The organism is Sediminibacterium sp. FW305-C-61, from assembly GCF_058231065.1.
In genome coordinates this window covers 210,968-237,254 of the sequence record NZ_JBIQXR010000003.1, presented here as the reverse complement: position 1 = coordinate 237,254, position 26,287 = coordinate 210,968, and the positions used below count along the sequence as shown (strand labels likewise).

The 26,287-nt window shown below is 39.1% G+C and carries 25 protein-coding genes; 12 read left to right on the top strand and 13 right to left on the bottom strand.

Going from position 1 to position 26,287, the window contains the following annotated elements; translation table 11 throughout:
* Positions 1–69: 69 nt before the first annotated feature.
* The 4 genes from ACH30E_RS09990 to mraZ all read right to left on the bottom strand — a co-directional run bounded on the left by ACH30E_RS09990 (position 70) and on the right by mraZ (position 2,060).
* Positions 70–393, bottom strand: a complete 324-nt coding sequence (locus tag ACH30E_RS09990) for an FtsL-like putative cell division protein (RefSeq protein WP_490824708.1) — start codon at positions 391–393, stop codon at positions 70–72.
* A gap of 4 nt (positions 394–397) precedes the next feature.
* Positions 398–589, bottom strand: a complete 192-nt coding sequence (locus tag ACH30E_RS09985) for a hypothetical protein (RefSeq protein ID WP_490824707.1) — start codon at positions 587–589, stop codon at positions 398–400.
* A gap of 8 nt (positions 590–597) precedes the next feature.
* Positions 598–1,494 carry a 16S rRNA (cytosine(1402)-N(4))-methyltransferase RsmH gene (gene rsmH, locus ACH30E_RS09980; protein WP_490824706.1) on the bottom strand — a complete coding sequence of 299 codons (897 nt, stop codon included), beginning with the start codon at positions 1,492–1,494 and terminating at the stop codon, positions 598–600.
* A 116-nt stretch (positions 1,495–1,610) separates the two neighbouring features.
* Positions 1,611–2,060, bottom strand: coding sequence for a division/cell wall cluster transcriptional repressor MraZ (mraZ, locus tag ACH30E_RS09975; protein ID WP_294995705.1), 450 nt, complete (start codon positions 2,058–2,060; stop codon positions 1,611–1,613).
* Positions 2,061–2,316: 256 nt separating this feature from the next.
* On the opposite strand from mraZ, the gene ACH30E_RS09970 reads away from it, so the two are divergent.
* On the top strand, positions 2,317–2,709 hold the full coding sequence (locus ACH30E_RS09970; RefSeq protein ID WP_490824705.1) for a hypothetical protein: 393 nt from the start codon (positions 2,317–2,319) through the stop codon (positions 2,707–2,709).
* Positions 2,710–3,091: 382 nt separating this feature from the next.
* On the top strand, positions 3,092–4,321 hold the full coding sequence (locus tag ACH30E_RS09965; protein WP_490824704.1) for an S-adenosylmethionine:tRNA ribosyltransferase-isomerase: 1,230 nt from the start codon (positions 3,092–3,094) through the stop codon (positions 4,319–4,321).
* A gap of 19 nt (positions 4,322–4,340) precedes the next feature.
* On the opposite strand, the gene ACH30E_RS09960 is transcribed toward ACH30E_RS09965, so the two are convergent.
* Positions 4,341–5,675: a sensor histidine kinase gene (locus ACH30E_RS09960; protein ID WP_490824703.1), complete on the bottom strand. Its 1,335-nt coding sequence runs from the start codon at positions 5,673–5,675 to the stop codon at positions 4,341–4,343.
* Between the two features lie 115 nt (positions 5,676–5,790).
* Between ACH30E_RS09960 and ACH30E_RS09955 the strand changes: the two genes are divergently transcribed.
* Complete coding sequence (locus ACH30E_RS09955; protein ID WP_294995717.1) at positions 5,791–6,342, top strand: YqgE/AlgH family protein; 552 nt, start codon at positions 5,791–5,793, stop codon at positions 6,340–6,342.
* Positions 6,343–6,582: 240 nt separating this feature from the next.
* On the opposite strand, the gene atpC is transcribed toward ACH30E_RS09955, so the two are convergent.
* Together atpC and atpD are read right to left on the bottom strand one after the other, a co-directional pair.
* Entirely contained in the window at positions 6,583–6,834 is a 252-nt protein-coding gene (gene atpC, locus ACH30E_RS09950; protein WP_294995720.1) for an ATP synthase F1 subunit epsilon, read from the bottom strand.
* A gap of 154 nt (positions 6,835–6,988) precedes the next feature.
* Positions 6,989–8,491 carry a F0F1 ATP synthase subunit beta gene (atpD, locus tag ACH30E_RS09945; RefSeq protein WP_490824702.1) on the bottom strand — a complete coding sequence of 501 codons (1,503 nt, stop codon included), beginning with the start codon at positions 8,489–8,491 and terminating at the stop codon, positions 6,989–6,991.
* Positions 8,492–8,914: 423 nt separating this feature from the next.
* On the opposite strand from atpD, the gene ACH30E_RS09940 reads away from it, so the two are divergent.
* Positions 8,915–10,012: an AI-2E family transporter gene (locus tag ACH30E_RS09940; RefSeq protein WP_490824701.1), complete on the top strand. Its 1,098-nt coding sequence runs from the start codon at positions 8,915–8,917 to the stop codon at positions 10,010–10,012.
* Positions 10,013–10,233: 221 nt separating this feature from the next.
* On the opposite strand, the gene ACH30E_RS09935 is transcribed toward ACH30E_RS09940, so the two are convergent.
* The 6 genes from ACH30E_RS09935 to ACH30E_RS09910 form a co-directional block, all read right to left on the bottom strand.
* Positions 10,234–10,944: an MIP/aquaporin family protein gene (locus tag ACH30E_RS09935; RefSeq protein ID WP_294997251.1), complete on the bottom strand. Its 711-nt coding sequence runs from the start codon at positions 10,942–10,944 to the stop codon at positions 10,234–10,236.
* A 34-nt stretch (positions 10,945–10,978) separates the two neighbouring features.
* Positions 10,979–12,490 carry a glycerol-3-phosphate dehydrogenase/oxidase gene (locus tag ACH30E_RS09930; protein WP_490824700.1) on the bottom strand — a complete coding sequence of 504 codons (1,512 nt, stop codon included), beginning with the start codon at positions 12,488–12,490 and terminating at the stop codon, positions 10,979–10,981.
* Positions 12,491–12,616: 126 nt separating this feature from the next.
* A complete protein-coding gene (locus ACH30E_RS09925; RefSeq protein ID WP_490847338.1) occupies positions 12,617–13,963 on the bottom strand; it encodes a murein hydrolase activator EnvC family protein in 1,347 nt (448 codons plus the stop codon).
* Positions 13,964–14,023: 60 nt separating this feature from the next.
* Positions 14,024–14,929 carry a lipoprotein insertase outer membrane protein LolB1 gene (gene lolB1 / locus ACH30E_RS09920; RefSeq protein WP_490824699.1) on the bottom strand — a complete coding sequence of 302 codons (906 nt, stop codon included), beginning with the start codon at positions 14,927–14,929 and terminating at the stop codon, positions 14,024–14,026.
* 230 nt (positions 14,930–15,159) lie between these two features.
* Positions 15,160–15,603, bottom strand: a complete 444-nt coding sequence (gene dut / locus ACH30E_RS09915; RefSeq protein ID WP_490824698.1) for a dUTP diphosphatase — start codon at positions 15,601–15,603, stop codon at positions 15,160–15,162.
* Between the two features lie 82 nt (positions 15,604–15,685).
* Entirely contained in the window at positions 15,686–16,654 is a 969-nt protein-coding gene (locus ACH30E_RS09910; RefSeq protein WP_490824697.1) for a class I SAM-dependent methyltransferase, read from the bottom strand.
* Positions 16,655–16,966: 312 nt separating this feature from the next.
* Here ACH30E_RS09910 and ACH30E_RS09905 point away from each other — a divergent pair, with 312 nt between their 5' ends.
* The 8 genes from ACH30E_RS09905 to ACH30E_RS09870 all read left to right on the top strand — a co-directional run bounded on the left by ACH30E_RS09905 (position 16,967) and on the right by ACH30E_RS09870 (position 26,256).
* On the top strand, positions 16,967–17,479 hold the full coding sequence (locus ACH30E_RS09905; protein WP_490824696.1) for a hypothetical protein: 513 nt from the start codon (positions 16,967–16,969) through the stop codon (positions 17,477–17,479).
* A 19-nt stretch (positions 17,480–17,498) separates the two neighbouring features.
* On the top strand, positions 17,499–18,746 hold the full coding sequence (locus tag ACH30E_RS09900) for an oligosaccharide flippase family protein (protein WP_490824695.1): 1,248 nt from the start codon (positions 17,499–17,501) through the stop codon (positions 18,744–18,746).
* Positions 18,747–18,903: 157 nt separating this feature from the next.
* Complete coding sequence (locus tag ACH30E_RS09895) at positions 18,904–19,845, top strand: glycosyltransferase family 2 protein (RefSeq protein WP_490824694.1); 942 nt, start codon at positions 18,904–18,906, stop codon at positions 19,843–19,845.
* Positions 19,846–19,849: 4 nt separating this feature from the next.
* Positions 19,850–20,842, top strand: a complete 993-nt coding sequence (locus tag ACH30E_RS09890) for an NAD-dependent epimerase/dehydratase family protein (protein WP_490824693.1) — start codon at positions 19,850–19,852, stop codon at positions 20,840–20,842.
* 63 nt (positions 20,843–20,905) lie between these two features.
* The gene (locus ACH30E_RS09885; protein WP_490824692.1) at positions 20,906–22,282 is read left to right on the top strand and encodes an O-antigen ligase family protein; all 1,377 of its coding nucleotides are present in this window, start codon (positions 20,906–20,908) and stop codon (positions 22,280–22,282) included.
* Positions 22,269–23,408, top strand: a complete 1,140-nt coding sequence (locus ACH30E_RS09880) for a glycosyltransferase family 4 protein (RefSeq protein WP_490824691.1) — start codon at positions 22,269–22,271, stop codon at positions 23,406–23,408. The genes ACH30E_RS09885 and ACH30E_RS09880 overlap by 14 nt, the downstream gene beginning before the upstream one ends.
* The gene (locus tag ACH30E_RS09875; protein ID WP_490824690.1) at positions 23,401–24,492 is read left to right on the top strand and encodes an acyltransferase family protein; all 1,092 of its coding nucleotides are present in this window, start codon (positions 23,401–23,403) and stop codon (positions 24,490–24,492) included. The genes ACH30E_RS09880 and ACH30E_RS09875 overlap by 8 nt, the downstream gene beginning before the upstream one ends.
* A gap of 582 nt (positions 24,493–25,074) precedes the next feature.
* The gene (locus ACH30E_RS09870; protein ID WP_490824689.1) at positions 25,075–26,256 is read left to right on the top strand and encodes a glycosyltransferase family 4 protein; all 1,182 of its coding nucleotides are present in this window, start codon (positions 25,075–25,077) and stop codon (positions 26,254–26,256) included.
* Positions 26,257–26,287 lie beyond the last annotated feature (31 nt).

Here is a 26,287-nt window from a genome sequence, read left to right as displayed (position 1 = left end):
GTTTGCCGATGGCAAACATTGAGCTAGTACAATTCTTTCACTTTTCACCCCTCTCTCACTTCTCACGCCCTATCTCTCACTCTTCAATCTCACCGGTGTTTCTTTAATCACTTTCAACCCGAGTGGTTCTGTTGCTTTGATCACCTGCTGCTCCTCACTCTTAAACATCACTTCACTTTTCAGTGTCTTATACTCGTATTGAAGTTCTTTTAGTTCTTTAGTTGTATTATTTATATTCCTGATTGTTTTATCCGCCAGGTGCCCATTGGCTATATATAATACCGCCAGCACAGATAAAAACAGGAAGAATGGAATATTCTTCAGTATCCACTGATAGTTGAATAAGCCTTTCAGTGGATTTTTGTTTTGTTGTATTTTTTCTGTCTCTGACATCTTTTTAACTCACCCTGGCCCTCTCTGCTTCGCAAAGAGGGGATTTTTTTCCAATCGTTCCGATAGCTTCTGCTTCGCAGAGAAGGAGAAATGTTTTTTCAACCGTTCCGCTAGCCCAAGCTTCGCAAAGAGGGGATTTATTTTCATTCGTTCCAGCAGCCTCTCCTTTGCAGAGAGAGAGGAATGCACTTTTCATGTTTCTTTTTACACCCGTTCCGCCACCCTAAGCTTCGCACTTCTGCTTCTTGTATTTTGTTTCAACTCTTCCTGCGCGGCTATTATTGGCTTCTTTGTGATCACTTTCAGCACCTGCTCTTTCACAACAGGCAAGAAGGGGTTATCAGGTGTTTCATCGAAACTCCCCTGCCGGAAAAAGTTTTTTACCAGCCTGTCTTCTATAGAATGAAAGGTGATGATGGCAACACGGCCACCTGTTTTAAGCACAGCAGGAATCTGCTGCAGCATTTCTTTCAAAGCCCCCATTTCATCGTTTACCTCCATTCGAAGCGCCTGGAATACCTGAGCCAAATACTTATTAGGATTTCCCTTAACCACCGGACTTATCATAGCCTTGAACTGTTCAATAGTTTGAACCTGCAGATGATTGCGTTGCTGTACAATATGATGCGCCAGCGTTTTTGAATTACTGACTTCACCGTATTGTTCAAACAATTTATGCAGTTGCTGTGCTGAATAATTACGCACTATTTCAACCGCACTTAAGGGTTGTCTTCTATCCATGCGCATATCCAGCGGACCAGAGAAACGAATAGAGAAACCGCGTTCTCCTTCATCGAACTGGTGACTACTAACGCCTAAGTCTGCCAAAACACCGTCCACCTTTTCAATTTCATGCAAGCGTAAAAAACGTTGCAGGTGACGGAAATTTTGTGGCACAAATAAGACGCGTTTATCATCAGGTAAATTCTGCTGTGCATCAGCATCCTGGTCAAAAGCAATCAATCTGCCTTTCGTACTAAGCTTTTCCAAAATACCCCTGCTATGTCCACCACCACCAAAAGTGCAATCCACATATACACCATCGGGGTTTATCGACAAAGCATCGAGCGTTTCGTTGTAGAGGACGGGGATGTGATACACTTTTTATTAATTTGAAAATTTGAAAATTTGGGAATTTGAAAATGCCTGCAACGGAGAAAAGTCGAAAACGAAGCAACATGCATGTGTCATTTTCAAATTTTCAAATTGCCTCATTTTCAAATTTTTTCAGTCATCACTTCCTGCGCCAGGCTACTGAAAGCTTCTGGTGAGAAATCCTCAAAGAGCTGTTTGTACTTACCTGCATCCCAGATTTCGAATCGATCAAGGGCTGCTGCCAGGATAATGTCCTTGCTTAAGCCGGCAAACTCCTTCAATGATCCGGGCAATAACATCCGACCAGCGCTATCCAGCTCTATTTCGGTTGCTCCACCCAAAAACTGACGACGGAATTGACGTACCTTGGGGTCGAAATCATTCAACTGGCTGATCTTTGCAATAATTATTTCCCAACTTTTCAAAGGATATAACGTGAGACATTTTTCGAAGCCACGGCTGAGGATGAAACGGTTCTCCCCTTCCGGCAACTGTTTTTTCAGTCCGCCAGGAATCAGGAAACGCCCTTTCGCGTCAACTGTAGCTTCATATTCTCCGTGAAATCCGGTCATTGGTGAATAAATATTTGTTTAGATTACCACTTGTTGACACAAAATAACACTTTTTCCCACTTTCTACCCGAATTTGGAGCGATTGTATTTATCCACAAACGAAAAATGCCTGCAATTCAATACCAGCTTGATTTACAGCGTGTTTTAGCAAAAGAAGATGTGAATTAGATGTGAATAGCTGTTAATAAGAAGTGCATAAGCCTGAAAGACCCTTACCCATAGCGCATTTAACTGATTATCAACTATAAAAGCATTCATGAAAACCACCGGATATTCTGGCAAACCCGTATGGCAAAAGCTCGGAATTGAGCCTGATTCCAGGATTCACCTGGTAGATGCTCCGGCTGATTATGCAGAATTGGTTGGCTGGACGGGCTCATTAACCACCACAGCGAAGGCTGCCGACATTATTCATTGTTTTGTGACCAGCCGGGCTTCTTTACAAAAGGTATTGCCTGCCCTAATACAAAAAGTGGCAGAAGGAGGTTGTATCTGGATTTCCTGGTATAAAAAATCTGCAGGCATACAAACCGATCTTACAGAAGACAGTATCAGGGAAATAATATTGCCCACCGGATGGGTAGATGTAAAAGTTTGTTCAGTGAGCGAACAATGGAGTGGATTGAAATTCTTACGCAGAAAGAAATGAACAATTGATATAGGATTAGGTAGAATAGTATCAAACCTCTTATTTTATTGGGTTTGCGATCGGCCTTAGAAAAAAAGCGTTAAGAAATTCATGTAATGGAGCGTTAAGCAATGGATGATGTTTGGCAATGTGCAATAGCTGAAGCACAGTTTCGACCCATCATTGAACTGAAAGCTTGGCTTTAGTCTTCATCCATTGTAGCGCAATGGAATGAATTTTAGCTTTTTTTCTGAAGCCTTGACTTTTTTTGTTACTTTTTTGTGTCAAGACAAAAAAGTAAACGGAGGGAAATGCTTTACTAGTAAGGAATTGGTATTATTCTACCTAATCCTACAATTGATAATCGCCCTGCGCTATTAACTTTGCCGCTTAAATTGATGTGATGCATCCGAAAGATATAGCCATACTGGATTTTACCTATGATTTACCAGTAGAAAAAATTGCACAATATCCCTTATCAGAAAGAGACCAAAGCAAGCTATTGGTTTTTCAGCAGGGAAAGATACAGGATACATTTTATCATCAGCTGCCTGCTTTATTATCACCACAAACATTACTGGTATTTAATAATACTAAAGTTGTAGAAGCACGTTTATTGTTCCAAAAGAGCAGTGGTAGTACCATTGAAGTATTTTGCCTCGAACCAGATGATCAATACCCAGACATCACCACCGCTATGTTACAAAAGGGAAAAGTATATTGGAAATGTTTAGTGGGGGGTGCAAAAAAATGGAAGGAACCTGTATTACAATTATCATTTACCTACCAGGGAAAAAATACCATACTTACTGCAAAAAAAATAAACCAGGCACTGGATTATTATATCATTTCACTTGAGTGGAACAATATTGATCTTTCATTTGCGGAAGTATTGCATGCTGCAGGCAATCTTCCATTACCGCCTTATATGAACAGGGCCGCAGAACCTGAAGATCATAAAAGATACCAAACAGTATATGCTAAACATGATGGTTCAGTTGCAGCCCCAACCGCTGGTTTGCATTTCACACCTGCATTACTTGAAAATCTTGCTGCTGCAAAAATTGATGCTGCATTTGTAACCTTACATGTTGGAGCAGGCACTTTCAAACCTGTTAAAGCTACCCGCATGCAGGATCATGATATGCATGCAGAATATATTGACCTGTCTATTGATATTATTGAACAACTAAGAAGCAGACTTAAGGATCCGATCATTGCAGTTGGCACAACTTCCCTGCGCACTTTAGAAAGTATTTATTGGTTAGGTGTTAAAACCTTACAAGACCCTTCTATAAAACCGGAAAACTTAACCGTTACCCAATGGGAGCCTTATGAAAGCAGCGTACTTCCAGAAAGTTCCGCTGCAATTGAAGCACTTTTGAACTGGATGAAGCAACATGAAATGAAAAGACTGATAACCAAAACAAGTATCATCATTGCCCCAGGTTATCAATTCAAAATGATACGCGGGTTAATTACCAATTTCCATCAACCTCAATCAACCTTATTATTATTAGTAGCCGCTATTACAGGACCTAAATGGAAGGATATCTATCATCATGCGCTGACGAATGGCTATCGCTTTCTAAGTTATGGCGATGGATGTCTGTTATGGTGCAATACAGATTAGCAGGAATATTTTAGCGGTATTAGTCCTCATGCTTTTTTAACGACATTTCCAGCGTAAATGTACTACCCTTACCTAATGTACTTTCTACTTTTATTCTTCCGCGATGGGCATCCATTACCGTCTTAACATAACTCATACCCAAACCAAATCCTTTTACATTATGTAGGTTGCCGGTATGAGCCCGGTAGAATTTTTCGAAAATTCGTTTCAATGTTTCTTTATTCATACCAATACCATTATCCTCGAGCCTGATAACAATATTTTTATTGGTACTATGGGTAGTGATGCGTAGCACTGGTTTGTCTTTCGAATATTTTATGGCATTATCCACCAGGTTAGAGATCATATTGGTGAAATGCACTTCATCTGCTTCAATCAGGTCATTGGCTGCATTGAGGTGAAGTTCTACCACCCCTTCTTTATCTTGTAATTGCAATTGGTGATTATCGAGTGCATGTTGTATCACATCGTGTACATGCAAAGGTTCAAGGTTTAACTTCAACTCCTGCTTCTCCATAAGTGCTGCTTGCAATATGGTTTCCACATGTTTGTTCATGCGAATATTTTCTTCTTTGATGATACCGCTGAAGTATTTCATCTTTGCCGGATCGGCCTGTACTTTTTCGTTTTTGATCGCATCAACAGCCAATGATATGGTAGCCAGTGGTGTTTTAAATTCATGCGTCATGTTGTTGATGAAATCACTTTTAATTTCACTCAGTTTTTTCTGATTCAACAAGGAGCGAATGGTTACATAAAAAGCAGCAATGATGATCAGCATAAATAATGCGGCACCAATTAATTCCCATTTAAGAGAGGCCCATACCTGTTTTTTGAAATCGGGCACTACTATTACCAAAGATTCAAGTGCGCTGATGCCCTCAAAATCTGAACCACTTTCCGGAACAATTGGAATATAATGACGGCGGTTTACGACAGTGTCCCAATATTCTTTTGAGAAGTTTCGTGTAGCCATTTCAATATCGTCATTCGGTGCTATGACTGCAAATTCAAAATTGATATCTTTTAATCCTTCCCCGTTTAATTCTGTACGGATCATCCGATAAACATCCTGCATACTGTAACGCTGATCGATGGTAGGAGGTTTTAGTACATGCAGATGGAAATCGGAATTAAAAGTGAGTCCACCCCGCTTTGGCAAACGCAATGATTGTGTGCTTTTTGCTGAACCATTCAACAGATTAGCTACCCTGAAGCCGGCATTGTCTACCTTATTCCTGAATTCTGAATTCCTTATCTCCATTAAATTATTCAACCAGGAGCTTTGTACAATAAAAAGCCCTAAAAGAGAGAGGGTAATCAGTATGACGATAACGGGGAAAGTTTTCTTCATTCTCACAAATATAATAGTATGCCCGCAGCAGCAAAATTGAAATGGCAGCTTTATCACCATTTTAACGCATGTTTTCGGGCTTGCCAAAATAAAATCTTTAGCTTAACTTTTCATTATGGATCAATTAAAGCCAGGTATTTTACTGATTTCAGATCCCTTTTTAAAGGATCCTAATTTTCTTCGAACAGTTGTGCTTTTATGTGAGCACCAGGATGAGGGGAGTTTTGGTTTTGTGTTAAACAAACCCTTGGATATCACTTTGGAAGATGTAATGCCCGAAGCTGTTGGTTTACCGATTCCGCTGCAAGATGGCGGGCCCGTTCAGAGAGACAGTCTGCATTTTTTACATCAGCGACCAGACCTGATCCCAAACGGGATACAGATTACGGACCATGTTTTCTGGGGTGGTGATTTTGATATAGTACTGTCTGCTTTACAAAACAAAACCTTACAATCGAATGATATCCGTTTGTTTGTGGGTTATAGTGGATGGGGTGAACAACAGTTGGCCGCTGAATTAACCGAGAAAAGCTGGATCACCCGCCCGGCAAACAAAAGCCTGGTATTCCATACAGATACAGGCATTATATGGAAAAAAGCCCTCGCCGATCTTGGGGGAGAATATAGCCAGATGATCAATTACCCCATAGACCCGCAATTGAATTAGCATTGGGTGGGGTGTTAGGTGTTAGGCTTTAGGTGTTAGGTATTAGGTACTGGGTACTAGGTATTTGGAACTTTTTTTAGTAGTTATCCAGCCTAACACCTAATTCCTAATTCCTAATTCCTAATTCCTAATACCTAACACCTATTACCTAGTACCTAGTACCCAGTACGCAGCACCTAACCCCACAAAAAAGCTCCTGCAATAATTTACAGGAGCTGGTTATTTTATCAGGATAAGTTTTTATAAAGCGGCTGCGCCTTCTACCAGAACGGTTACTTTATTATTCAGTACTTCCACAAATCCACTCTGAATACTGTACATCTCTGTGTTGGATTTATCCTTCAGTATTTTTACGTTCCCTTTACCCAAAGCACTTACCAATGGAGCGTGTTGGTCGAGTACTTCAAATAACCCAGTAATACCGGGTAATTGAATACCGTAAACTTCTCCGCTGTAAAGCTTTTTTTCTGGCGTTAATATTTCGAGCGTCATAGTAATTTGAAAATTTGGAAATTTGAAAATTTGGAAATTCTATAAGATTAGTTACCTCTATACTTATAATCACTTAATGGTTGTGAGAAAATCTGATGATTGAGGCCTGCCTCATTTTCAAATTTTCAAATTCCCAAATTTTCAAATTAATTAATTATCCCTTCGCTGCTTCCAACAGTTTTTTACCTTTTTCAATCGCATCTTCCAGTGTACCTACCAGGTTGAATGCTGCTTCAGGGTATTCATCCACTTCACCATCCATAATAGAGTTGAAACCACGGATGGTATCTTCAATACTTACGAATACACCTTTCAGACCTGTAAACTGCTCGGCAACGTGGAAAGGCTGACTAAGGAAACGCTGCACTTTACGCGCACGTTGTACGGTCATTTTATCTTCTTCACTCAATTCATCCATACCAAGGATGGCGATGATATCCTGAAGTTCTTTATAACGCTGAAGAATCAGTTTAACACGGTTTGCAGTTTCATAGTGTGCTTCACCTACGATAGCCGGGGTAAGGATCCTTGAAGTAGAATCCAATGGATCTACTGCCGGATAGATACCTAAGTCAGCAATCTTACGGCTTAATACCGTAGTTGCATCAAGGTGGGCAAAAGTTGTTGCCGGAGCCGGGTCAGTCAAGTCATCCGCAGGTACATATACCGCCTGTACGGAGGTAATTGAACCATTTTTGGTTGAAGTGATACGTTCCTGCATCAATCCCATTTCAGTGGCCAGTGTTGGCTGGTAACCTACCGCTGATGGCATACGTCCTAACAGGGCCGATACTTCAGAACCAGCCTGTGTAAAACGGAAGATATTATCAACGAAGAACAGGATATCTTTTCCTTTACCGGTACCATCTCCATCACGGAAATATTCAGCGATGGTCAGACCAGATAATGCCACACGTGCACGAGCTCCGGGAGGTTCATTCATCTGACCGAATACGAAAGTTGCTTTTGAATCTTTCAATCCTTCCATATCCACTTTACTCAAATCCCATCCACCTTCTTCCATGCTATGTTTAAAGGCATCACCATATTTCATGATGCCCGCTTCAATCATTTCACGCAGCAGGTCATTTCCCTCACGGGTACGCTCACCCACACCGGCAAATACCGACAAACCACCATAACCTTTTGCGATATTATTAATCAACTCCTGGATCAATACGGTTTTACCTACACCCGCACCACCAAACAAACCGATTTTACCACCTTTTGCATAAGGCTCAATCAGGTCAATTACTTTGATACCTGTAAACAGTACTTCAGTAGCGGTACTCAGGTTCTCAAACAATGGGGGCTTATTGTGAATAGGACGACCATTTGCCTTGCTTACCTGAGGCAGACCATCAATTGCATCACCTGTTACATTGAACAGACGACCATTGATACCGTCGCCGGTAGGCATGGCAATCGCTTTACCTGTATCGATCACATCCATTCCACGAACCAGACCCTCTGTACCGTCCATCGCGATGGTACGAACACTGTCTTCACCAAGGTGCTGCTGCACTTCAAGAACCAGTTTTTCACCACTTTCTTTGGAAATCTCAAGTGCATTGTAGATTTCAGGCAAAGTTTTATCAGGAAAATGAACGTCAACCACCGCACCGATGATCTGTTTGATCTTACCTTTTGTAGCCATATCAGGAGATATAATTAGGTTTTATAAATGTACCCTTTCGGGCCGGAAAACAGGTTTTCCGATTTGGCGGCAAAGGTAAGGGGATGTGCCCTAAAAAATGGCAAATTCTTCAACTAAATTTTAGCTGTTGAAAAAGATGGTGTCCATGGACCATAGACCATAGTCTATGGTCCAAAGGACATAAGCTACAAACCCTTATTGGCAGTTATTTTAGGCTATCTGCTAATAATAGAACACAGATTTTCATGATTTTCAAGATCTATCATGATAAATCCTGAAAATCCTGAAAATCCATGTTCAATCCTACGCTATACTTGCAGCTTGCGGCTTGCAGCTTGCAGCTCTAATTACGCTTTCCCCAGGAAATCACTGATAATTCAGTATTTTACTACTAAAAGCAATATTATATTATAATTTAGCTCTATGCAAAATACCCCTGACCATAAGGTTAATCGTTATATTTTTCTGGGATTCATTCTTTTGATTGCCATTTTCCTGATTTACAGTCTTATGGCATTTTTTACCGCTTTTCTTGGGGCCATCATGTTTTATGTGTTGAGCAAAAAACCAGTTGAATGGTTGATTAAACAAAAAAAGTGGCGTAAATCATGGACCGCAATACTCGTGATCCTGGTATCCTTTTTTATCATCCTGCTTCCCATCAGCATGCTCGGTACTATGATGTACCAGGAAATTTCGATGGCTACAAAGGATTTCCCTTCTGTTATTGAACCCCTCGCCCAAATCGACGCCTATTTGCAAAAAGAATTTCAGTTCAGTATTCTCTCCCCTGAAAACATCAACAAACTCCAATCATACGTAACCAACTTTGTTTCTTCTGCACTAACACAAGGCGTTAACCTATTCAGTTCTATCATCATGATGTATTTCTTTTTGTACTTCATGATCACCAATGGAAGCAGAATGGAAGCTTCTCTCTACCTGTTCTTACCTTTTAAGAGAAGCCAGATTGCCTTATTTGGAAAAGAACTCAGGGCACAAACACTCAGCAATGCATTAGGACTTCCACTGATTGCAGTGGTGCAGGGATTGATGGCCTACTTCGCATTTTTGATTACAGGTATGAAAGATCCGGGCTTCTGGGCACTCATTACCGGCTTTGCATCTGTAATACCAATTGTTGGAACAGGCCTGGTTTGGATACCCGCAGGAATTTACCTCCTCATTACAGGTAATAACTGGCAGGGAATATTTATGCTGCTTTGGGGTGCGATTGTATTAAGCAGCATGGATAATATTGTTCGCTTTCTGCTCGCTAAAAAAATGGCTGATGTTCATCCGGTTATTACTGTTCTTGGTATCATTGTGGGCTTAAACTACTTTGGCATCACCGGACTTATTTTCGGTCCCCTCTTAATTTCTTATTTCATTATACTGCTACGTATTTATTACAACGAATACCAAAAACCTACAAGACTAAGAAAACCCAAAGCCTCTCAGCCTGGCTACTTAAGCCTGCCTTTTATGCGGTCGGGGGGAAGAAAGGGGAGTAGCCATTAGCTGTTAGCCATTAGCTGTTAGCTATTAGCATTTAGCCAGTTGTTGGTGACTAATTGATTCTCTATTGAATAAAGTTGGTAGAAATGATATTTGAAGGCTTGATGGAACACTGATTTATCATGATGATCATGATAATCATGATAAATCTGCGTTCCATTTACTGCATAAATAGAATTTCAATACTTAGTTCGATTAAATTGCTAATGGCTAAAGGCTAACAGCTAAAGGCTAATAACCAAATACACCCAGGCTGCCAGCGAGCCGCCAAGCAATGGCCCCAATACCGGGATCCAGCTATACGACCAATCACTATTTCCTTTGTTTTTAATTGGCAATAAGGCATGCATGATTCTCGGCCCCAAATCACGTGCCGGATTAATTGCCCAGCCTGTCGGACCACCCAGTCCAAGGCCAATTGCCATTACCAGTAATGCTACAGGTAAAGCATCTAATGCACCAAGACTATGTTCCGCTCTGGTGATAAAAAGTACACCTATAATAAATACAAATGTGGCAATGGTTTCTGTAAACAGATTCTGTATAGGATTACGAATAGAAGGTCCGGTTGAAAAACAAGCCAGTTTAGCAGATGCGTTATCTTCCATATCAAAATGTTGGCGGTAGGTGGCCCATACTGCTAATGCTCCCAACATAGCACCAAGTAATTGAGCAGCTAAATACATCGGCACATCAGCCCAGGAAAACTTACCGGCAAATGCCAGGGCAAAAGTTACTGCCGGATTGAGATGCGCTCCGCTACTGGATGCAGTAACATATACACCAATAAATACGGCAAGTCCCCAACCAAAACAGATAGATAATAATCCTCCGTTATTTCCTTTTGTTTTAGGTAATACCACATTTGCTACTACGCCATTACCTATGATGATTAGAATTGCAGTGCCTATTAATTCGCTAAGGAATGTTGTCATATAGATGGATTCAATCGGATATAAATATATAGCATTAAAGGTATCCTTTCGCAAGCTCGTGAAAGTTCTCGCGCTGCTGATTTACCCAGGTTTCAGATTCATTCAGACATTCCCGCATTAATGACAACACAGTATCCAATGCGGTTATTGCTGCACTTGCGTTGAGAAAAAGAATCCTTGTTCTTCTTGCAAGCACATCTTCTGCAGTAATAGCCATTTCATGATTAACTGCATAAACAACATCTACCCATTTATAGGTAAATTCAGGATGCAGGTATTGATCAAGTTCCGGCCTTTCTTTAACCAGGGACTCTTTTTTATGCTTCACTGCAATCGGGTCTCCTATGGGCAGGTTTTTAGTAATACAAAGGCGCTTGTCTTGTTTGGAAATAAATACTGCATTATCAACAGCATCTTCAGCCATCTTACGATAGGTGGTCCATTTACCACCGGTAATAGTAACCAATCCACTTGCAGAAACCATAAGCACATGGTCTCTGGATAATAAGGCCGTACTTGTATTTTCCTTCGATTTAACCAACGGTCTTAAACCAGCAAATACAGATAAGATATCTGTTCGATCAATCGCAGGCTTTACATAACGGTTAATATGTGCGAGGATATAATCTACTTCGTCTTCTAAAACCAAAGGCTCTTCTGTAATTTCATCTACGGGTGTGTCTGTAGTACCAATAACAATTTTATTGAGCCAGGGTACCGCGAACAATACCCTTTTATCATCGGTTTTAGGAATCATCAATGCATGATGTCCGGGGAAACATTTTTTATCGACTACCAGGTGTATACCCTGTGAAGGTTCTACCAGGTTCTCAGCTTCGGGATCGTCCATTTTCAGGATATGATCTGTGAAAACACCTGTTGCATTGATCACAGATTTTGTGTGAATAGTAAACTCCTCTCCTGTTTGGGTTAATTGAATTTGAAGTCCCGTGATTTTTTTCTTCTCTTTTATCAGATCCGTAACCTTACAATAGTTAACCAGGGTAGCCCCATGTAATACTGCAGTGGCTGCCAGATCGATGCATAGACGGCTATCATCAAACTGTCCATCATAATATAAAATACCTCCTTTCACTCTCGCAGGATCAAGGGCAGGTAATAAATCGAGTGTTTGTTTTTTGGAGAGAAAAGCTGTTTTTCCCAGTGAAAGTTTTCCTGATAAAAAATCGTACAGACGTAATCCGATACCGTAATAAAACTTCTGAAAAAAACTCTTTACCGGAATAATAAATGGTTGTACAGAAGTTAGGTGCGGGGCATTTTTAAGTAGCCATCCACGTTCCCGTAATGCCTCTTTTACCAATTTCAGATTACCATGTTCCAGGTATCGAACACCTCCATGAACCAGTTTGGTGGACCTGCTGGAAGTTCCTTTCCCAAAATCATACTGCTCTACCAATAATATCTTATACCCCCTGGAAGCCGCATCCACCACAATCCCCAGCCCCGTCGCCCCTCCGCCAATTACCACCATATCCCAATTTTTTTCAGCACTGAGCCTTTCTATATGCAGAGATCTATTCATAAAGGAAAGTTAGGAAACAGGAGCTAGAAATAGGAAATGAAAAAAAGAAAAGGGTGGCTACCTACTTCATTTACCCCCCCCTTTCTCATTCCTTATTCCTTATTTCTTATTCCTTATTTCCCATCCCTACCGTCTCGGCTTAAGCCATTGCTCCGGGTTAAACAGCGTGCCTTTGTCGTTGTTGATCATGAAAATGATGGCGCCTTCGCCGTCGATGCTCTTGCCTGATCTGCCAATTACAGAGCCGGCTTTTACTTGTTGTCCAACTGCAACTGAAATTGATGATAATTGCGTATAGGTAGTAAAATATTTTCCATGACGTACAAATACCACCAGGTCTCCATTTACTTCACTGGCGTATGCCACTTCCCCATCTGCTACACTTTTTACGGAAGAGCCTTCTGGTAAAGCGATCTGTATGCCATCACTTTTCTGTGTAATTTTTGTTCCGGGTACGGTAGAGATACCAAATGGCACGTATACATTTCCTTTATCAACGGGCCAGGGAAGGCGACCTTTATTTTGTTCAAATTGAATGGATATCTCTCTTCCTTCGGGTGTGGTTTCAAAAACGGTATATGGCCTGTCTGCTACTACTTTTGTTTCTAGCGGTTCATTTACGGCCGGATTTTTAGCTGTGGTAGTATTGCCGGTGGCTGGTTTAGCCGTTCCGTCTGCTGGTTTGGTATTATTAGCAGCCGCTTTTTTAGCATCTTCTGCCGCTTTTAGTTTTGCCTTTCTCGCAGCTTCATCGGCTTCTCTTCTGATGATGGCCATCAATGCCTGCTGCATCTTCTGGCGTTGTCTTTCTTTATTCTGGATTTGGGTCGACAGTTCCTTTTCTTTTCCTTTTAGTTGCGCGACTACCTGGTCCTGCACTTTTTTATCATCCTGTAACACCTTGAGTTGTTCACTTTGTTTTTCCAGGGTGGTTACGCGTTCTTTTTTATTGCTGCTCAGGAGTTCAATTTTTGATTTGAGCAATTGCTCCGACTGTATAATTGCATCTGCCTGTGTTTCCCTGTTCTGGCGATAACTCTTGAGATAGGTTATTCTTTTGATGGCATCATTAAAACTTTTAGAAGAGAAGATGAAATTGAGGTATTCATAGCTGCTCCTGTTCTTGTAGGCAATCACAATGCTCTTCGCATATTTCACCCGAAGTGTATCCAGTTCACGCCTAAGCCGATAAATATCTCTTTCATTCAGGTAAATGGTATTGTCGAGATCCCTGATCTGTCTGTTGATAGAGTTTACCAATTGCTCGCGCATGGTAACTTTCCGTTTTATGATGGCGAGTTGACTAAGTGATAGTTTTTTGTTTTTCTGGGTTTGGGAAAGTAACTGGTTAAGTTCGGCCAGTTCTTTTTTAATATCCTGTTCCTGCTTTTGTAATTCTTCACGGGTTTGTTGGGCATAAGTAGTTATAACCAATAAAGAAGCTATCAGAAAACAAAAAAGCGGTTTGAACATGATGAAAATTTTAACCCTCAGGAGGATGATCAGTTATACAACGAATAAATTAGTCGTAAATTACTTACGCTTGTAGTTTTTTGGTGGTTCGAAGTTGTATTTTAACGGATCATTTAACGTAAACTCCTTAAAATCAAGGAAAATATTCAATTTAGACTTCTCCGCCATGGATATTTTTCTATTAGTGGCAAAGAGATAATCGCCCATGGGCTGGTAGTTTCCAAAGGTTATATCGCAGGTTCTGTTTCTTTGAACGTCAATATCATCCAGTTTGCTGTACAATACCCGATTATCGGTTTTATCCAGGTTAATCAGGTGTTTAAACAGGTCGCCCACCATTAGTACCAATAGCTGTGTATTACTGTTTTTATACGAAATAAGGTTATTGCTCATGAAAATAGGGTTACCGATGAGCATATCCTGTAGTGTAGCGAAATCGAAAGGTATTTCAGTTACTTCCTGTAAATAACTGATTGAGCGGTTCATCACGTATTTCTCCCCTACTTTTCGTACCAGTATCAGGCTGTCTTTATTGATTTTGAGTTGAAGTCCTTCAGCAGAAATCCCCAAAAATGAACCTTTAACGCGGATGATGATGATACTATCTTTACGCATACTCAGGTAAACAGTATAGTTATCATTTTTCTCCGGTCCTTCATAATCCACTTTAATTTTGGCATTAAAGGTGTTGAAGTCGATCTTATTCCTGGCCACTTTACTCATGATATCTGCAACAATTGCAGCAGAATCAACAACCGGCGTTTCTTTAATAACTACAACCTGGGCGGTATCTTTTTTAGTGATTGCTTCCTGGATCTGCTCTACTTTTTTAACGGTCTTGCAAGAGAACAGTAGTAATCCGCAAAGCAGCAGTGCTGTGCTTTTAGCTGCTAGCTTCGAGCTGCTAGCTACTAGAACCTTGTTTACGATTGCTACCCTCGATCTAATTAATGCTATACTTCTCAATTGAACTACTATTTAAAACGATTAAAAGCTATTAGCTATTAGCTGTTAGCTGTTAGCTGTTAGCCATTAGCAAAAGCTGACGGTTAATTACACGCTACTCTCAAAAATAATTTATACCTACCCCATACACCCAAATCTGAAATCTGCTATCTGACATCTAAATCCCTCTCAAATCCGACATCCGCCATCCGACATCAGCCATAAAATCTGCCATCTGCCATCTGCCATCCTCAAATCTTCCCCGTGCTTCCAAACCCACCTGTTCCTCTATCCGTATCATCCAGTGTTTCTGTGTGCTGCCATTCAATTCTTTCAACTTTCTGCAACACCATCTGGGCGATGCGATCACCGGGCTGAATGGTTTGCTCCTCGGAAGAAAGATTGATCAGTATTACTTTTATTTCACCACGGTAGTCTGCATCAATCGTGCCAGGTGTATTTAAACAAGTGATTCCTTGCTTAATGGCAAGTCCGCTACGCGGGCGGATCTGGATTTCATAGCCTTGTGGGATTGCTACAAAAAGTCCGGTGGGCAACAAAGCTCGTTCTAAAGGTTTTAATACCACTGCCTCTTCTATAGAAGCTCGTATATCCATACCTGATGCCCCTTGTGTAGCATAAGCCGGATGTTCATTAGCCGATTTATTAATGACAGGAATCCTGATCTGAGACATTAATGCAAAAATAACAATTATCCAATTAGATACCTCTGCAAAGTTGAAGTTGGTTACTTGTTAAATACTTTAAAAACAACCATTATTTTACCTTTTGAAGCCAGAATGAGGCAGGTTGTGATGCCTGGGTAACATTTTTCAGCATCTTAGACACTTCCTGAAAGTGATCATTCTTGATGAGATTTAAAGCAAAGACCACTGAAAATGATTGATTGTAATATAAAAATGCCTCCAGTAAATATTGTTCGTTCCATAACCTTATTTCGTCCGTAATCCAATCCTGACGATAGTTTCGAGGAGAAAAAATATCATGAACATGTATCAGAACTCCTTTTTTTAAGATTGGCAAAAGCCGTAGATATTCATATAGTACATCATTATCAGGGCGAATGATATGTGAAGAGTCTATGAATAAAATATCATTTTCTTCTAATTGTGAAAAAAATGAAAGATCAAGTTCCTCCAGTCTTTTTCTAATTAGTTCAATCTCATTGCAATTGTCGAGCCAGTTTCTTTCATAAGGCTCAACACATATGAGTTTTGTAGGTGCATTTTCTTCTGCATTCTTCCTAACTGCCTCCAATGCAAGTAAGGTGGAAAAACCTGACCCTATTTCAATGATACGTTTGGGTTTAATATTTCTAATCATCAAATAGTATAAATCGGCATCTCCCGGGCCAAACGAGTTATTATTGATGTAAAAAGAAGGAGTACCCGAGCTTTGATCTGATTGTTTCTCTAAATGAAGATTTTTCAGCTCTTCTGAATAATCAAAAGAGGCAAGTCGCACTAATTGTTCTTCAACTTTAAAATCAATATGCAATTCTCTTTTTAAAGAAGCATCGAATGATTCAGGAAACTCAAACTGGGGTTCATAATAATGACCCCAAATCGGGAAAACTCCTGTTCGCTTAAATGCTGTTTTATGCAGTGGGAAATGGTGAACCCCAAATTTTCTAACCTGTTTAAGCAAAGGAAGATATAGGTAACTGAAAGGAATCAGAAAAAGATCATAGACAGGAAAAAGTAGTCGCTTCAGTAAAGATTTCATTTCAAATTTTCAAGATGCAAATATATGAAAGTTTGTTTGGCGCACCTAACCCCCTTGGGGTTGTTAGAGAATAAGTTTCAGGAATCAGTAGAATGTGCTTTATGAACTGAGAATACTATACCTTTGAGATCATACATTAAGCAACTCATGAAGAGATTTTCATCCTTTTATGGCTGGATATATTTAGTCGCAATCCTATCTTATTTTGCATCTGGTTGCTTCAAAAATTTACCCTTAAAGCAAGTTGTCTACAATAATAATTTTGAAAATGACTCAACTGAAAACATTGTCATTTTCAACCATAGTGGAGTAGTGGATTCCACGAAGATATTTACATTTAATGGCAGCAAGGTATTGGGCAACTTTAATAATAACAGAATTGAATTAGAAATTGAAAAACTCCCGGAACACAATATTTTGCGAATTGAGTTCGATCTATATATCCACGATGAATGGACTGGCAATTACCTGATTCCCGGAGGATCAAATATTCCTGACGCATGGCAGATGACTATTGATGGGTATCCTTTTTACCTGACCACATTTTCAAATAGCATACATGGACAGGCTTTTCCTAATAATTATGCCCCGGGACAAGCATTACAACCTGCGGGAAGTAATTCATGGAACAAAAATCTACCTGGGCTTTGCTTGTTGAAACAATCGGCTAATGGCTCAAGCATGTATAAAATAGATATTACAACGTCTCATACCGCTAATAAGATAAAATTGGCCTGCAATGATGTTTTGCAGCCATTTAATAGCTTTTGTACTAAAAGCTGGTCAGTAGATAACATAAAAATAACTACCAGTCAGTACAAATAATATTGTCCTATAGTTAATTATGACGAAAAGACAATTTTATATTAATCTGGCCAAGCGAAATACAGGAGTCTTTTCGAATCTTTTTAATCTGGGTTTTATCCAGGCGTCCAATGCGCTTATTCAATTATTGTTATTCCCCATTATTATTCGCATTACAGGGTTTCAATCTTTTGGATACATAGCCCTTGGAAATGCTTATGCTGGCCTTATGGGAATGTTAGTGAATTACGGTACTAATTTATCCGGCATCAAAGAAGTTGCACTTTCAAAAAATAATAAGTCTCAGCTTTCAGCAACATTTTTTTCTATCTTATACACGAGGTCACTTATTTGTATCATAAGCTTTATTCCCCCATTAATATTATGGTTTATTGGAGATCCTCTTTTTCAGTACCTGCTATTTGCCACACCGATCATTCTGGCAGAAGCAATTAATCCCTTGTTTTTCTTTAATGGGATTGAAAAACTCAGCTTATACAACTACACTAACCTTCTTGCAAGAATATGCTCGGCCTTGTTGATTATTTTTTTAATCAAATCCACAACATCACCTGTTTGGGTTAATTTCTTTCTAGGTATCAGCAACCTATTCTTTTTTCTGGCTTTAACCGGCTTTGCAATCCATAAGTATAAACTTATTCATTCCTCAATTTCGAACTTGAATATTCGATCACTTTTAAAAACCAATTTCTTTCTCGTCTTTAATAATGTTGCGGCACACCTTCAACAATCATTTATAATTTTCTTGTTACCACTTGCAGCAAACCCGGCAGTACTAAGCGCCTACTCCCTTTGTGATAAAATTATATGGTCTTTCCGAATGATACTAATTGCTTTTTCCAGTGCCATCTATCCGAAAGCTACCCTAACCTACGAAAAGAACAATCAAAACTGGTATCAACAAAAAAGGAAGCTTAATTATTTCTTAGCAGTAATTTTTATTATGGCAGGGCTAACCCTCTTCTTTGCAAGTACACCAATTATTAAAATTTTTACCGGCGAATACAATGAACTCGCTTCACATTACCTGAAAATGGTTTGCATAGTGCCGTTTTTGGCAGCAATGAACAGTTTAAATGTTATAGAGTTACTTATCAGCAATAGGTATAGGACATTATTTCACACAACAATTGTTATATTTTCAGGAACCATTTTATTTGGATTATTGCTATTGTTAACCAACCAATCCAATTGGTTTGGTGCATACCCGGTTATTATTGAAACTTTATCACTTACTGCTACATTATATTTTATAAATAAAAAGTAAAGGATTTTATCCAATACAGCAATTACAAGTACAATTTCCAAGGTTAAATACACCGTACTTTTGCTTGGCATGAAAAGAATTAAATCATAGCTTGTCCGAAAATAAATTATTGGGCGAAATATCAGGATCTAGATACTGATATGTGAATTTCATCTTTATGGGTAATATTCAATTAAATAATACACTTCCTCCCGTAGCCATCATCTTAGTAAACTGGAATAGCTTCGAGTATACTAAACAATGTATTTTATCCTTACAAAAAATCCCATCAAATGAATACCACATTATTGTCGTGGATAATGGCTCCAAAGACAAATCCGGAGAAGCATTAAAATCATTATTTCCGGAGATTACCTTGATACCCTCTCCGGAAAACCTTGGCTTTACAGGAGGCAACAATTTAGGATTAGCATACTCACTTGAAAAAGGTTACCAGTATTCTATGTTGCTAAATAACGATACGGAAGTAGCACCCAACTTTCTCGAAATACTTATCAGGTATCTTGATAATCATCCAGAAGTTGGTGCTGTACAGCCAAAAATTTATTACCACCACGACAGATCCATACTTTGGGATGGCGGTTCCTATTTTAATCAGTTTTTTGGAATTACCTTTACGTCGGGCCATGGAAAGCCACCGAAGAAGAAACATGAAGAAATCAAAGAAGTAGACTGGATAACAGGATGCTGTTTTCTTACCCGGAATAGTATACTTCAACAAACAGGTTTACTTGCAAAAAACTTCTTTATTTACTACGAAGATGTTGACCTGTCGTTCAGGATCAAAAAAACAGGCGCTAAACTCATCTACCACCCTGGGTCAATAATATATCATATTGCAGGTGTTTCCAACAAAACAAAAAACAAGGGAAAAGAAGGTTTTGTAAACCCAATTGTACATTACCTTAACTTCAGGAACAGGATTTGGCTCCTTAAGCAATATACACCATTGATATTTGCCCCAACTGTTATAGTATATAATTTTTTTTATACCCTTGCTGTATTGTTTTATTTTGCACTGCGTTTTAGGTTCAAAAAACTGGCTTCAGTAGTCAAAGCTGTAAAAGATGGCCTGACGGGGAGCGTGCAATACAAATAATATTATGAAGGCAATACTGATTACAGGCGTTGGAGGTTTGATTGGTTCAAGGATGGCTGAATGGCTGGTAGAAAACCAACCCGATTATACCATTATCGGAATTGATAACCTCAGCGGTGGTTACCTCGAAAACATTCACCCTTCTGTTCAGTTTTTTAATCGCGACCTCGCTACCGATTCACTCGACGACATCTTTGAAGGCAATAATATCACTTATGTATACCATTTTGCCGCCTATGCCGCAGAAGGATTAAGTCCGTTTATAAGAAAATTCAACTATACTAATAATCTTGTTGCAACGGCTTCCGTTATCAATCTTTGTATTAAGTATGATGCGAAACGGCTCATATTTACTTCCAGCATGGCAGTTTATGGCAATGGTACCCCCCCTTTCGATGAGGCACATACACCTTGCCCGGTAGATCCTTATGGCGTTGCAAAATATGCCTGTGAAATGGATATTCAAATCGCTGGTGAACAACATGGGCTCGACTGGTGCATCATAAGACCACATAATGTTTATGGCCGCAATCAGAATATCTGGGATAAATACAGAAATGTACTGGGTATCTGGATGTACCAAAAACTCAATAACCAGCCTTTTACCATCTTTGGAGATGGACAACAACAACGGGCTTTCAGTTGTGTCGATGATTGCCTCAAACCACTCTGGTCAGCAGCAGTTGAAGCAGCCGCAGCAAAACAAATCATCAATGTGGGCAGCAGCGTGGAAACCAAAATAGTTGAAGCAGCCGAATTACTTCGTGGAGTAGTTGGTGGGGCCGAAATCGCCTTCCTGGAACAAAGACACGAAGTGCAAAACGCTTTTTCTACTTATCAAAAATCAGTATCCATTCTTGGATACCAGGATCAAACTAACCTAAAAGACGGACTCATACAAATGTGGGAATGGGCAAAACAACAACCCATGAGAGCAAGAATGGAATGGGGACAATATGAACTGGAAAAAGGAATATACCAATTCTGGAAAAAATAACCAGGCTTTATTGCTTATTGGGCATTAGCACTTTACTCTAAATCAAAAAAAACAACACTGTATATGTTTATTTTTCCATGCATATACATCGTTTCATTTTTAATTGCACTATATAAAGTTCTCCATAAGGAAACAGGTAAAATCCTGCTATTTTTTATATTCGGCCTTCCAATATATATAACTTCTCTATCCATTGCGGTAAACTACGGTTTTAAAAACACAGTTCCACTACTTCAGTCTTTTAAGGAAATCATCGTAGTCTGTGCCCTAACTGTATTGCTATTCTCAAGAAAGAAAAAAATCGTACTGCATACCATCGATTATCTGGTACTATCCTTTCTTTTCTTAAGTATAGTTTATATGGTTTTACCTCTGGGCGATTTTGGTATAATTGATAAACTATTGGCTTTTAAGAGTCTTTCTTTTTTTCCATTTATCTATTTTACCGGACGGTTAATGGATCCAAATGATGTGAGTCTTAAACGATATATGCATTATATCTGTCTAGTGGCTATTCTGGCAACCATAGTACTAATAGGTGAAGTCGTAACCGACCAGCATTTACAAACCCTAACCGGATATGCAGAATTTAACCGTTACTTCTTTGGGCAAGAACCTAGCGGGAGCTATGGACTCAGCTGGACATTTGAAACAGCAAACGGAATTAAACGTTTCGCCGGTTTTTTTGGTGGACCGCTGGAGCTTGGCACCAATACCCTATTTACTATTTCTATAATTATTGCACTTTTTACTACAGATAATAATAAAGTTAAGCTGAACTGGTTTATCATTTTTGTTTTCGCAATGACCTTATTATCTATCATTTTTGCTTTTTCCAGGGCTTCATTTGCCAGCTATTTCATTATTATTTACCTATATCTCTTCATCACTGATCGAAAACAAGCTTTACGCATGTTCCATTATGCACTGATAGGCGTTTGTCTCTTTGTTGCTTTTTGGCTAAGTGGTGATATTTATGATCTGATTATCACTACGCTTGATTTCAGTGATCCATCGAGCGCTTACCATGTTTACCAATGGCTGGATGGTCTTGAAGCAATTGGCAATCGTCCTTTAGGCTTAGGGCTGGGAATGGCCGGAAGGGTTTCCAATGAAACAGAATCCAATATTGGTGGTGAAAATCAACTTTTAATCATAGGTGTTCAAACGGGTATTATTGCCGTTTTAATATATATCCTCATCTATATCTTCACCATTACTACCTGTTTGCAAACATTTAAACAAAAAAAAGGAAAAGAAAAACAATTATCATTGGCATTACTCCTAACAAAAGCCGGATTGGTTATACCGATGCTTACTGCAAATATTGAATCCTATATTTACATCTCATATATTACGTGGTTTTGCACTGGCCTGTTGATTAGCCTAAAAAAATATCCGGTTGAAACATCGATACTTCCTAACTATGAAGCTTCCTAAAAAAATTAAAGTAGGCATCGACATTAGAGATCTTCGTGTAGCTAAAACGGGTCAGAAAACCGTAATGGAAGAACTGTGCAACTATCTTAACAAACAGGAGGATCCCGATTTTGAATTTGTTTTCCTCGACTCTTCCCTCCCCATTTACAGTGGTAAAAATAAAATAAGGCTAATGCTTGAACATATCCTGTTCCAATACTGGAAACAGGTAGCATTGCCCTTAAAAGCATTTATAAAAGGTTGTGACATCGTTTTCTGTGGCGATTATTTTGCGCCACTCATTCACCTGCGCTTTAAAACCCTCGTAACTTTTCACGATGCTTTCTTTTTTGAATACCCATCGCATTATAATAAACTATGGCTAAAAATATTTCACCTGTTTGCAGTATCCGCTGCACGTAAATGCCGCTATCTGGTAACAGTCAGTGATTTCGCCCGACAAAGCATTCACACCCATTCCGGTATACCACTGGAAAAAATTGTAACGATTTACAACAGTCCTAAACAACTACAGCAAACCTTATCCGATAATCCTATAACACCCGCTTTACAAACACTTACCAACTTCCCTTATATCCTTCATGTTGGTGTGCTTGAAAAAAGAAAAAATATACCCAGACTAATTGACGCCTTCCGGTTACTATGTGAAAATGGCAATACCACCTACCGACTTGTACTGGTGGGTAAAGGCAATGGTAAATTATATTCCGATGATACGGTACAGATTCAGGATGCCATTGAAAAGTCTGGCGTAAAAGACCGCATCATCTGTACAGGTTACCTTACTGATGCAGAACTGTCTTATGTTTACCAACATGCAAATATGTATGTATTCCCATCCTTCAATGAAGGATTCGGCATTCCGATACTTGAAGCTTTTCAATACAATCTTCCTGTTCTGGTAGCCAACAATACTGCTTTACCTGAAGTTGGAGGGGATGCCGTACTTTCTTTCGATCCCTATAACACCCATGAAATTTATCAAACCATCCATAAGTTGATACAAGATACCCAGCTTAGGGAATCACTGATTATAAAAGGAAAAGAAAGACTATCCCTTTTTTCAACAGTAAAAACAGCCAATGCATTTAAATCACTGTTTAAAAAAAGTGTAGCCGATGAGTAACCCATCAAAATCTAACTATATACCCTATATAGATGGCTGCAGAGGTATGGCAATTCTTATCGTTGTACTATCACATGCCGGGCTGGGAAATATTATTCCCGGCAAGTTTGGCGTTACCCTCTTTTTCTTTATCAGTGGATTCTTAATAACAAAATTATTACTGGAAGAAAGAATCGGGAAAGGTCATATTCAGATGAAAAACTTTTACCTGCGTCGTTTTTTCCGACTCTACCCTGCCCTGATCGCAATGATCTTAACAGGAATCTTATTTTCACGCATATTAGACTGTCCACTCCCTTTAAACGATGTTTTGAGTGCCCTGTTCTACTATACCAATTATTATGTAGGCTGGATAAGAGACCCCGTTACAGATTGTAAAAGAATGCTCGATATACTTTGGTCATTGTCTGTTGAAGAACATTTCTACCTCTTTTTCCCGTTATTACTCTCACTCTTTCTGAAAAAAGGATTAGCAAAACTTCAGTCATTCCTGCAATGCTTATTCCTTCTTTGCATTATAGCATTGTTGGCCAGGATACAATTATACATTTCTAATCCAACCGATATCTCTTACGTAACAGGTAGGGTTTACTTCTCTACGCACACACGTATGGACTCCATATTATGGGGATGTATTGCTTCCATTTTATATTATCACCTAAAACCAAGCTGGTACCTCCGTATACTACAAAACAAAAAAAGTATCTGGCTCGGACTGCTCTTGTTGTTTCTTTCTGTAGCTATAAGAAATAGCTTTTTCAGGGAAACTTTCATATTCAGTTTCCAGGGACTAGGACTTGCATTGGTTATCCCTGCACTTGGTTATCATGGTATAAAGCCAGCTTTAAAAGTACTCGAAAGCAAACCATTCATTTTCATAGGACATATAAGTTATAGCCTATACCTTTTTCATTGGATCGCCTCCAAATATGCCAACAGTTATGCTACTGAACATTCCTTTCAATGGCAACTGGTTTTTTGGCCGCTGACAATTATCATGACTCTCGCCTCCTATTATTTGGTAGAACGCACTTTTATCAGTTTACGTAAGAGGTTTGGGTCGCAGGTAGCAGGGAGGGGGTAAAATGGCTGCAAGCTGCAAGCCGCTAGCTACTAGCATTGATGGGTGCTTATTTTAGACTTTCTGCTTTTATGGAATTAATGATAAGGCTTTCGAAGTAATAATTAAAAAAGTTGGCTTTAAAAGTGCTTGTTTAGAAATAATGCATCCAGCTACCACTTAATAGATCCTTCGTCGCAATTTCCGATCTTCGATCGGAATGCTCCTCAGGATGACTTGGGCAAATAGAGTGAACCTGCTTTTGTGATTGGCAAAGCCAATCACAAAAGCACTATTACCCTCCATCAGAGTCATCCTGAGGAGTATTCCGGCTTTATGCCGGAAATTGCGACGAAGGATCTTATAAAACTAAGTAACTTAAAAATCTTCTTTTACAAATTGCTACGCTTAGGTTTGTGGATGGTAAATTCATAGCAAAAAGCCAGAAGCCTTTTTACCGAACAACAACAGCTTCCAGCAAAGCCTATATATGTTGATATATTCTATGGCAGTATATTAAACTAATCATATCTAACTTGTATCTTGCTTTTTCAAAAAAGTCAAAAGTCAAAAGTCAAAAGTCAAAAACTAGAAGCCGAAAGGTCAATGAATAAAGAAAGCATAAAACATAATATTCTATTCATCCATAATAAATACCTGCAGAAAGGAGGAGAAGACTCTGTTGTTGAGCATGAAATAGCTATCCTCAAAAGAAACGGATATACGGTTCATTTAAAAACATACACTAATGAACTACTCAATAAAAAGCCTCTTAACATTTTGCTGGCACCAGTTTTTCTCTTTTTTAATCCCTTCAGCTTTATTGAAATTTTTTTCCTGGTAAAGCGTAAAAAAATATCGGTAGTACATGTTCATAATTTTTTCTACACTGCCTCTCCTTCTATATTTTGGGCCGCTAAATTAGCGGGTGCTAACACCGTATTTACCTTACACAATTATCGCCTGTTTTGTTTAAATGGCATTTTCTTTCGCAACGGTCATATCTGCATGGAATGTCATACCAACAAACACTTTAATAAAGGGATTGCAGAAAAATGTTTTAAGTCGTCCAAACTTTCTTCTTATGCCTTAGCAAAAGCAACTTTTTTTCACCGGGCAACAGGTACCTGGACAAAAAAATTGGACAAATTTGTCGTTATCAATCCTTATCAGGCTATCCTGCTTAATGATATCGGTATTTCCAAAGAGAAAATTATTTATAAGCCCAATATCATCGGGCAAAATTTGCATACTACTAAAACAGATTACAGTAAAAGGGGCGACTTCTATTTGTATGTAGGCAGGTTAAGCAAAGAAAAAGGAATTGAACACCTTATTGAAGCTTTTAAAGAATCAGGTAAAAAGCTGGTTGTTGTAGGAAACGGAGAACTGGCCAATTTTGTACAAAAAAATAAAACAGCAAATATTGATTACAGGGGAGCACTATTACAGGAGGAAATTTTTCGCTTATATGCCCAATGCAAGGCACTGATCTTTCCCTCTTTATGGCTGGAAGGTATGCCTATGACCATCATTGAGGCCCAAAGTACCGGAACCATCACTATTGCAGCGGGTTCGGAAAATACAGCCAGGATGATTGAAAACGGCAAAACAGGCTATTTATACGAAGCCGGTAATATCAACAGTCTTTTAGCAGTTATTAATATATTTGAGGCGCAAAATACAGATGAACACAATCGTTTATCTGACAATGTTTACCGGCAATATCTCGATCAGTATTCTGAAAAAAAATACCTGGATACCGCTAAACAGTTGTACCAATTTTAAGCAGCCAGGATATTTTTCCGGCATAAATATT